We start from the raw sequence: 9,748 nt of genomic DNA on the forward strand, positions 1-9,748 counted from the left end.
GTGACCAAACTTAAAGAGCAAGAGGGCATCGTCATGGATCGTCATGCGATGCGCCCTCTTGCTCCTTTTTCGTGTTTCATTAAGCGTTCTTTTTCATGCTCTTTCATACGTGCTTTGCAAGCTCTTGTATATGCCCTTGGCTGGCTCTCGTACATCCCCTTAGCTAGCTCTTATCCATGGTCTCTTCTAGCTAGCTCGTTTACACTTTCTCGCATGTCTCTTCAGAAGCGCCCCGTCAGGTCCCGGTTGGTCTGCCGCCGCATAACCGCAGCTCCCCGCTCCGCGTTATTGCGGAAACTCGACCAGGTTCACTTCCCGGACCGGGAGCTTCGCGTCGAACGGGATATGGAACGTCTTGATCTCGCATTTGCCGAACGCGCTGTTCCACTGCCGGTCCAGCTGCGGAAGGGCGATGGCCGTTTCCGCCGGCCGGCCCGACGTTTCGTAGCAGCGCATGATCCAGCCGTCGCCGTCCTCCGCGAGCTTGAACGCCGTGGCGACGATTTGCGCCGACGAGATCGCGATGCCGCACAGCTGCTGCGGCAGCGCGCCTTCATGATACGTCTCCCAGATCGTCACCGGCGGGACGTTCAGCTCGAATGCCTTGCGCACGATGCCGCTGTCCCGCCAGCTGCCTTCATGCGGCGCGAGCGCGTAGGCGAATTCCTGCACGCCTTGATCCATGTACGTCACCAGCTCGTCGCGCACGCCGTAATGGTCGGCGAAGAACGGACTCCGCACGACCGTCATCCGCGCTTCGTTGTCCAGCACGTCGTACGCGTATTTGGCGTTGTTGAGAATCGCCAGCCCGCGCTTGCCCTCAGCGCCAGCCGGCTTGCCGCTGACATCGAACCATTGCTGCCCAGGCCGCTCCCAGCCGTTCACCGCCCGCTGTAGATGGCCGAACGGAATTTCCGACACCGCTTCCGGCTGCTCGACGCCAACCGGGAACGACAGCTTGAGCATCTTATGCTGCTCCCGCCAGTCCAGCTGCACCTTCACCTGCAGCTCCGCCGCGCCGGCATGGAGAATGAAGTCCTGCCGCAGGACGGATCCGTTGTACCGGCTCGTCACGCGCAGCGTGCCGCGCAGCGGGCCGTTCTCCAGCACCTTGACCTCGGCGTCGGCGAAGTTCCCGATCCGGTCGCGGTAGCTGCGCAGGCCGTGGCCCCATGTATCGCTGTGATGCTCGTCGATGACGATCGGCACGGCCCCCGGTCCGCCAAGCACGTCCGTATTCGTCCGTTTGTCCAGCAGGCGGGCGATATAGCCCGTATGCGGCTGGATTTCCACCCGCAGGAACGCATTCTCGAGCACGCAGCCTTCCGCCTCCACGGGCGGTGCGACAGGCGCAGCCGGCAGCTCCTTGGTCAGGAAGCACCAGTACACGCGATAGCCCATCGCCGGAACGCGCGCCGTGAACAGCGTATCCCATTTGTCGCTGCCGTTCGTCCGGGATGCTCGCACCGTCTGGATCGGAACGGCGTTCCCTTCGTCGTCCGCGATGCCCGCGAAACGGCGATTGGCGACGACAGGCACCTCGACGTCCCAGGACAACGGATTGAATACGACATAAGGCGTGCCGACGTCCGCATGCTCCCACGACAGCCAATCTTTCTCTTTGCTCAGCGACTTCACTTCCGGCTTCATCGTGTTGATCGACCACGACAGCTTTTGCAGCGCGGCGTTCAACGTTTTGGCGCCGATGTTCAGCGCTTCCCCGTATCCTTCCCGGGCGTCCTGAAACGCTTCCCGGATGCTGCAGCCGCCCATGATATCATGGAACTGGTTGAACATCACGTTCTCCCATGCCGTCTGCAGCCGCTCCTTCGGATACGGAAGCCCCAGCAGCTGGTTGGCCATCGCCGAGAACTTCTCCGCGCTCAAGAGCCGATGCTCCGCCCGCCGATTGTTCTCCTTCGACTCCGAATGGGTGGAATAACAGCCGATCGCATGCATTTGCAGCTCGTCCTTGACGACCGGCAGCTCGGGCGCGGCAGCCGCCAGCTCCGCGAAATACCGGTTCGGCGAGCTGAGCGCGACTTGCTCCTCGCCGTATTGGGCCTGCATGGCTCCAATCGCCTGCAGGTTCGCGATCGTCGGCCCGCCTCCATGGTTGCCGACGCCGTAGAACACCATATGCGCATGGCCGTCGCGATCCGCCATCTCGTCGTGCCGCAGGACCTTCTCTTCGATAGAATGATCCTTGTTCGTCAGATACGCTTCCGACAGCCGGTAGGCCATCACGCGGCTGCCGTCCTCGGATTCCCACCAGAACAAATTGCGTTCGAGCTCCTTCTCGTTCTTGTCGGGCCGCATGAACACGTAATAATCCATGCCGCTTTTCTTGAGCAGCTGCGGCAGCATGCCGTTATGGCCGAACGAATCGACGTTGTAGCCGACCTTCGCCATGACGCCGAACCGCTCCTGGAAGTACCGCTGGCCGTACAAGCCGTGACGGGCAAAAGATTCCCCCGACGGCAGGTTGCAATCCGGCTGTATCCACCAGCCGCCGACGATGATCCAGCGGCCTTCCGCCACGCGCGCCTTGATTTCCTCGAACATCTCCGGCGCATTCTCTTCGATCCAGCGGTAATAGGCGGCGCAGGACCGCGTAAAGACGAAATCGGGAAATTCGCTCAAGCGGTCGAGCGCCGACCGGAACGTCGCCTTGATTTCGGCATATCCCTCCTGCCACTGCCACAGCCATACCGGGTCCAAATGCGCATTGCCGATCAGATGAATGCGATTGTGCATCTCCATTAACGCAGCTCCCCATTCTCGTTTAGATGATTTAATGCTACGGACAAACTGGCGTAATCGCCGATCGCTTCGCCGAGCCCGGCCGGCGTCACCTCGCATACGGATAGCGCCAGCGGCAGCGCTTCTCGCTCCAGCTCCCTCAGGACTTCAGGTTCCATGAGCTGCCGCTGACGGCCGAAAATGCTGCCGATTACGATTCTCTCCGGATTCAGCACGTCCACCAGCACCGCCAGCGCCCGCCCGAGCCGCCGTGCCGATGCGCGGTAGATCGCCTGCGCGAGCGGATCGCCCGCCTCCGCCGCGTGCCCCACGATTTCGGCGGTCAAGCGCGGAAGCTCCTCAGCGGTCGGGCAGAAGGACGGCGCGCCGCCTTCATCGAGCGCGCGGCGCGTCATCTGCCGCGCCAGCTGCGCGATGCCGCCGCCGCTGCAGAAGCCCTCGAACGATCCGGCCTTCCCGTAACCGACGGGACCGCCCGGTTCGAGCCGCATATGACCGACCTCGCCGGCCATATCGTTCGTGCCGGCATAGAGCGCGCCGTTCAAGATCAGGCCGGCTCCCATTCCCGTGCCGAACGTCAGAAAAATCATGTTGCGGCAGCCCTGCCCCGCCCCCCATTTCCACTCCGCCAGCGCGCAGGCGTTGGCGTCGTTCTGCAGCGCCGCCGGAACGCCGAACCGCGCCTTGAAAGGCGTCACGATATCGACCGCGTCCCAGCCGGGCAAATTCGGCGGCGACAGCACGAGTCCGCGCCGGCTGTCGAGCGGACCGCCGCAGCTGACGCCGATCGCGGCCAGCCGTCCTTCGGCCTGACGGCTCAGCAATTCGTCCAGCGCCTGCAGCAGCTGCCCGACGGCCGCCTCCGGTGTTGGCGGCGTCGGGATTTTCGTCTTGGCGACGATGTCGATGCCTTCACTGGCATTCAGCCTGCCGAGGCTGACGGCGCATTTCGTTCCTCCGATATCCACGCCCGCTAACAGCTTCATGTCCCGAAGAACGCCTCCTCCACCATCATGCAGAGCGCGTGGTAGATCGGCAAATGCCATTCCTGAATATCCGGCGTCCGGTCAGACGGAACCCGGATCGCCGCATCGCACAGCTCCCCCATCATGCCGCCGCCATGGCCGGTCAGCCCGATTGTCCGGATGCCCAGCGCCTTGGCCACCTGCATCGCCCGCACGACGTTCAGCGAATTGCCGGAGGTGCTGAGCCCGATCAGCACGTCGCCCGCTCGCCCGTAGCCGTAAACCTGTTGGGCGAACACCGTCTCCGCGCTGACGTCGTTGGCGAACGCCGTGATCAACGCGGAGTGGCTGACGAGCGATATCGCCGGCAGCGCCCCTTGGAGCCGGTCGCACAACAGCTCCCCCTCTTCCGGGAAGAGGCGCGTCAACGTTTCCCTGAAGCTTGCCGGTACCGGCCGCTTGGACATGAAGCCCTTCATCAGCTCGCCTACGATATGCTCGCTGTCCGAAGCGCTGCCGCCGTTGCCGCATACCAGCAGTTTGCCGCCGCCCCGGTAGGCGTCGGCGAGATACGCGTAAGCCTTGTCGATATCCGGTACGCAGCCTTGAAGCTCCGGATACCGGTCGACCATCGATTTCAATATCGGATGCACGACTAACGCTCCTTCCTTGTTCGCCTCGGTTAACGCTTCGACGCGCGCGCCTCGCCCCGATGGGAGCGAAACTCCGACGGCGTCGTCATCGCGATTTGCTTGAACAGCCGCGAGAAATAAAACTCGTTCCTGAGCCCGACCGCGAGCGCGATCTGCTTCATCGGCATATCCGTCTCGAGCAGCAGCTTCTTCGCCTGCTGCACGCGGATGTCGTTCAGCTTCTCCACGACCGTCAAGCCCGTCTGCCGCCGGAACAGCCGCGCCAAATTCCTGTAGCTGACATGGAGCGCCGTGGCGATATCCTCCACGCGAACTTCATTGGCGTAGTAGGCCTGCAGGAACAGAAGCGTCTGCCGGACGACAAGAGCCCCTTGATCCTGCGACGGCTCCCGCGGAATCGACGGGGCGGCGCGCCACGCATCGAACAGCCCGGTCTGCCATGCCGCGAAAGCCGCCTGCAGCGCAAGCAGACTCATCTCCGGACGCAAGCCGCGCAGTCCTTCGGTCATGTCCGGTTGAAGCGCATAAGGCCGCGGGAGCGACAAGCATTGGATAAACTCCGCTTCATCCGCCGTTATGTTCGCCGCGCCGCCTTCCTCCTGCACGATCTGCCAGCGCAGGCAGAAGCCGTCGTCCGACTCGCCGGGCAAATGCCGGTGCGAATGAACGACGCCGGGCGGAATCAGGTACGCTTGTCCGGCTTCGATTCGGAACTCCGCCCCGGCCGAAGTCGTGAACAGCCCGCCTTGCGATACATAATTGAATTCATACCAGGGATGGCGATGCGGAGGATGCTTCCAATCCTGGTCATGCTCCGCTGAAAGCGCATCCAAAAGGATGATCGTAAGACCGCCTATTCGAATCGGCTGCATGATAAGCCGCTGCAACTGGGCGAGCGGCACCGTATAAGATCCTACATCTGCCACGCAGGCTCACCTCTCCGCATACGCATGCTTCTAGTGCCATTATAAATCATCCCTCCATCGCCGGCATGACAATTATGCGAAATCATTTATACAATCCTGCCAACTTTTCAATAGCCCCCTGCTGCGTTTCCGGTACGGCATTACCCTAATGAACGAAGGCAGCCGAATAATTGAACTGCGCTTCCAATCGCTGGATGATGACTAACGATTGGGGCGCGGTTCATCTTCATTCGGCTGCCTTCGTGTCTTCGATCTACATGTTAAGGTTTCATACCCGCTGCTCGCGCGCCGGCTCTTTCGTTAACCACAGCACCAGCTCATGTCCTACCTGTACGTAACTTCCGGGCTCGACCGGCTTGCCGTGATCCGAAATGCCTCTGCCATCCGGAATGTACCCTCGCTTCGCATATAAACGTTGGGCATTGCCGTAATCATGATAGAGTCCGACGCCGATGCCTACGATGCCATGCTTGTCGAACGCGATGGCTTCAACGGCATCCATCAAAGCGCTGCCGATGCCAAGCCGCCTCTTCGCCGGTACGACGTCGAAGTTATTGATTTCCGGGATGCCTTCGTCCACGAACGGCGGATAATGGGAACGCGATAACAGATGCAGCCACCCGGCGAACGCATTCTCGTGTATGGCAACGAGCGTGATCCGCTGCTCCAGCACGTTTTCTTGCCAGCATCGTTCGATTTTATCGTAGGTATTTCCGATCCCATGTCCGTTAAGTTCCCGATACAGCATTTCTACGTCGTCACGGGTCATTCGCCGTATGATCAATTGCGATTCCATAGGATTCATCTCCTTCGCCTCCGGCACTTCGCGCAGCTCCTTGCGCGAATGCGACGGCGCATGATGGCTGTCGGCCTCACTTCTCACCATGCTCGATCCTCACCGGCACCGTCCAAGATACCGGAAGCAGGTCGGCTTGCGCCGCTTACGCCGGCTGCTCGACCTCGTCTTCCTCGACATCCGCTTTCGTTTCCTCGCCCTGCCACAGCAGCTGCATCTCCGTGCTGGTCTCCAGCAGCTCGGCCAGCGTGCCTTCGGCTTCGATTCGCCCGTCCTTCATGACAAGGATATGGTCGGCTTGCGCCAGCGCCGCCCTCCGATGCGATACCGCGATGCAGGTCATGTCCGGTTCCCGGAACAACCGCTCCCATAACGTTCTCTCCGTCTCGACGTCGAGCGCGCTGGACAAATCGTCGAAGAGGAACACGTCCGAGCGCGTCATCAGCATCCGGGCCGTCGCGGCACGTTGAATCTGTCCGCCGGAAAGCATGACGCCGCGGGGGCCGACGAACGTTTCCAGCCCGTTCTCTAACGAGCGCAGATCCTGCTCCATGACGGCCAATCGAATCGCGCGTTCCAGCTCCTCCGCGCCAGCCGGATTGCCTTGCGTCATGTTCTCGCGCAGCGTGTCGCTGAACAGCCGCGGCACTTGGGGCGTATAGGACGTCCGCGGCGGCTTCATGTGGCTGGCCGGATCATCGATCACCCGCCCGTTCCACCGAATCTCGCCCTCCGATTTCGGCAGCAGGCCGAGAAGCGCGCGCACGAGCGTCGATTTGCCCGATCCGATCCGGCCGGTAATGACCAGGAACTTGCCGCGTTCCAGACGAAAGCCGACATCCCGAATACCGTTCGTTGAATGGGGGTACGTATACGACAGGCCTCGAACCTCCAGGCTCAGCAGGCGATCTTCCGCAAGCGCGGCCGGGCTTTCGCATTCCGGCGGATCGCCGTACAGATGGATTTCGCCATGCTCCATGATGTCGTCCTCCTCGCCCGGACGAAACAAAATCCGCATGCGGTCGAGCGCGACGCGCAGCCGCTTATGCTGGAATACCATATACCCGAACAGCGAAACGCTGAACGCGAACGTGCTCAGATACGACGTGAACAACGCGAAGTCGCCGACCGTGAACCGGCCCGCCTTCATCTCCGCGGCGCACATCAGGAGGATGACGCCCGTGCAGATGCTGAGCACGTGCTGATTGAGCGAGCGCATCCACTGCCGGAACAGATTGTCGCGCAAAGCCGCCTTCCTCCGGCCCTCGTTCAGCTTCAGAAAACGGTTCAGCACATGGTCTTCCGCCTGGCCGAGCTTCACGGCCTGCACGGCCCCGAACGTCTCGGCGATGAAACCGGTAATACGGCCGGTCGCTTCCCGGTTCAACTGGGCGTACCGTCTAGCCCGGCTGCCCGACAGGTTGTTGAACAGCGTGACGACGACGAGGGGGAGAATCGCGACCAGCGTGATCTGCCAGTTGATGCGCACCATAATCACGATGCATGTGACCGCATAAATGACGCGGCCCCAGAAATCGACCCAGGATTCCACGTATTCGACGACTTCGTCCACGTCTTCCCGGAACCGGGTCATCGCTTCTCCCGGCGAAGCCGGCAGATTGCGGCCGGGCCAGCGCATAATCCCTGCGAGCATATTGCGGCGAAGAACGGCCTGGATGTGATAGAAATACGTCGCCCACTTGTAGAAGGCCGCCAGAAACATGCCGATTCTGGCAAAACGGACCAGCGCCACGACGATCAGCGGCAGCACGAGCCAGCGATAATCGTGAGACTGGGTTGTCGCCCGGTCGAAAAACCATTTCATTCCGAGCCCGATGCCGACGGGCATCGCGTGAAAGATCCCCCACATCAAGCCGTTGACAAGATACAGAGCGGGGTTGTAGCGAAACAATCTCCCTATGAATTTCGTAACGGTCATGCCCGCTCCTCCTGTCGGTCGGCTCGCAGCAGCCGGGCGTATTCCGAGGACGGATTCTGCGCCAATGCTTCCCGCTCGCCGAACTCGATGACGCGTCCTTGACGCAGCATCATGATTTTGTCGACTTGATCCAGCGTGGCCAATCGGTGCGCGATCACGATCCCAGTGCATCGTTCCATCAACTGATCCACGGCCTTCTGCAGCATCGATTCCGTCGCGGCGTCAAGCCGCGAGGACGGTTCGTCGAGGACGATCAGGCTCGGCTGCGTCAGGAATACCCGCGTCAGCGCGAACAATTGCGCTTCGCCCGCGGAGAGCGACGTTCCTCCGGCAGAAAGCCGCGTATCCAGCCCTTGCGGCAGCGCCTCGATCCATGGCCGCAGGCCGAGCCGCCCGGCCGTCTCGAGAATCTCCTCGTCCGATAGCCGCGGATTGAACAGCGTCAGATTGTCGCGCAGCGTGCCGTCGATCAGCTGTACGTCCTGCGTGACCATGCCGACTCTTCGATACAGCGACTTCAGGCGCAGATCGCGGATATCCGTGCCTCCGACCCGTATTACGCCGCTGTCTAAATTATAGAGACGGAGCAGCAGCCGGCTGATGCTCGACTTGCCGCTGCCGGTTCGTCCGATGAGGCCAAGCCGCTCTCCCGGTTTCAGCTCGAAGCAGATGTCGTGCAGGATCCGCTGATCCGCATTGTAACTGAAATTCACCTGCTCGAACGACACGGACAGCGGTCCTTGCGGCAGCTCGTCGCCTTCGCCGTCCTCGATTTCGCTCTTCAGCGAGAGCAGCTCCTGTGCGCGGCGCATGCCGGACTTCGCCTTCTGGAACTCCTGCAGCTGGTCGCCGAGCTGTTCGATCGGGTCGTTCAGCATTTGCGTGTACTGGAAGAAGAGAAACAGCATGCCGAGCGTGATCCGTCCATGCAAATAATTGTAGACGCTGACCATCAGCACGGCGGTCATGGAGACCGTGAATAGCGCGACCGTCACGTTCCACGGCATGATCCGGAGCATCCACGCCTTGCGCCCGGCAAGGAAGACCGCGCGCATCGCCTTGTGATAGCGGTTCATGAGCCGCGGCACGCCGCCGTTCGCTTGCACGTCCTCGATGCCGGCGATCCGTTCCTCGATCAAGCCGTAGAGCGATGCGTTCGCTTGGCGCTCCGACTGGGAGGCGCTCACGCCCAAATCGCGTATTCGGAACATGATGCCGATGGACAGACAGGTGAACGCCGTCATGGTCGCGGCGATCGGCCAATTGTAGGCGAACATGTAGCCGAGAATGCCTGCGAGCAGGACGAAGCTGCCGATGATCTTGACGACGAACATCGCGAAGAAATTGGACATGCTGTTCACGTCGCCGTCGATGCGTTCAATCATCTCGCCCGGCGTCTTCACGTTTTGAAATCTCATGTCGAGCCGCAGCGTGTGCTGAAGCAAATTGGCCCGAATCTGGTTGGTCGCTCGCCATGCGACGTCATTCCCCAGGTAGCTGAGCCAGACCGAGAACAATTGACTGAACACGGCGGCGGCGAGATACAGTCCAGCCAGCGTCAGCAGGCTTGACACGCTCCCGCCCCCGGTCGCCCGGTCGATGAATCGTTGAATGAGCTGCGGGTTCAACAGCTGAAGCGCCGTCGTCGCCAGCAGCAGAAGCAGCAGCGCGAGCAGTCGCCATTTGACGGGGCGCAGGTAGCGGAG

7 protein-coding genes (1 of these 7 only partly in view) are annotated in these 9,748 nt (G+C 61.4%); all 7 read right to left on the minus strand.

Features of this window, described 5'->3' with window-relative positions; genetic code table 11:
- Nucleotides 1-285 precede the first annotated feature (285 nt).
- Nucleotides 286-2,763 (minus strand): alpha-mannosidase, encoded by a 2,478-nt coding sequence (locus GXP70_RS22745; RefSeq protein ID WP_162358950.1) that lies wholly within the window; start codon nt 2,761-2,763, stop codon nt 286-288.
- Nucleotides 2,763-3,749: an ROK family protein gene (locus tag GXP70_RS22750; RefSeq protein WP_162358951.1), complete on the minus strand. Its 987-nt coding sequence runs from the start codon at nt 3,747-3,749 to the stop codon at nt 2,763-2,765. The genes GXP70_RS22745 and GXP70_RS22750 overlap by 1 nt, the downstream gene beginning before the upstream one ends.
- Complete coding sequence (locus GXP70_RS22755; protein ID WP_225442524.1) at nt 3,746-4,381, minus strand: D-sedoheptulose-7-phosphate isomerase; 636 nt, start codon at nt 4,379-4,381, stop codon at nt 3,746-3,748. The genes GXP70_RS22750 and GXP70_RS22755 overlap by 4 nt, the downstream gene beginning before the upstream one ends.
- A gap of 29 nt (nt 4,382-4,410) precedes the next feature.
- Nucleotides 4,411-5,307, minus strand: coding sequence for a helix-turn-helix transcriptional regulator (locus tag GXP70_RS22760; RefSeq protein WP_162358952.1), 897 nt, complete (start codon nt 5,305-5,307; stop codon nt 4,411-4,413).
- 268 nt (nt 5,308-5,575) lie between these two features.
- A complete protein-coding gene (locus tag GXP70_RS22765; RefSeq protein ID WP_225442525.1) occupies nt 5,576-6,193 on the minus strand; it encodes a GNAT family N-acetyltransferase in 618 nt (205 codons plus the stop codon).
- 55 nt (nt 6,194-6,248) lie between these two features.
- On the minus strand, nt 6,249-8,042 hold the full coding sequence (locus GXP70_RS22770) for an ABC transporter ATP-binding protein (protein ID WP_162358953.1): 1,794 nt from the start codon (nt 8,040-8,042) through the stop codon (nt 6,249-6,251).
- Nucleotides 8,039-9,748 carry the 3' portion of an ABC transporter ATP-binding protein gene (locus tag GXP70_RS22775; RefSeq protein WP_162358954.1) on the minus strand. 48 nt of this gene lie beyond the right edge of the window, so only the last 1,710 of its 1,758 coding nucleotides appear in the window; its start codon lies beyond the right edge, outside the window — the gene reads right to left on this strand; the stop codon is at nt 8,039-8,041. Before GXP70_RS22775 ends, GXP70_RS22770 begins: the two co-directional genes overlap by 4 nt.

This window comes from Paenibacillus lycopersici (assembly GCF_010119935.1).
Taxonomy (GTDB): Bacteria; Bacillota; Bacilli; order Paenibacillales; family Paenibacillaceae; genus Paenibacillus_Z; species Paenibacillus_Z lycopersici.

Excerpts from the sequence above, each read along its gene's own strand:
- GXP70_RS22770 (WP_162358953.1), bottom strand. The coding sequence starts at position 8,042 with ATGACCGTTACGAAATTCATAGGGAGATTGTTTCGCTACAACCCCGCT.
- GXP70_RS22750 (WP_162358951.1), bottom strand. The coding sequence starts at position 3,749 with ATGAAGCTGTTAGCGGGCGTGGATATCGGAGGAACGAAATGCGCCGTC.
- GXP70_RS22765 (WP_225442525.1), bottom strand. The coding sequence starts at position 6,193 with ATGGTGAGAAGTGAGGCCGACAGCCATCATGCGCCGTCGCATTCGCGC.
- GXP70_RS22745 (WP_162358950.1), bottom strand. The coding sequence starts at position 2,763 with ATGGAGATGCACAATCGCATTCATCTGATCGGCAATGCGCATTTGGAC.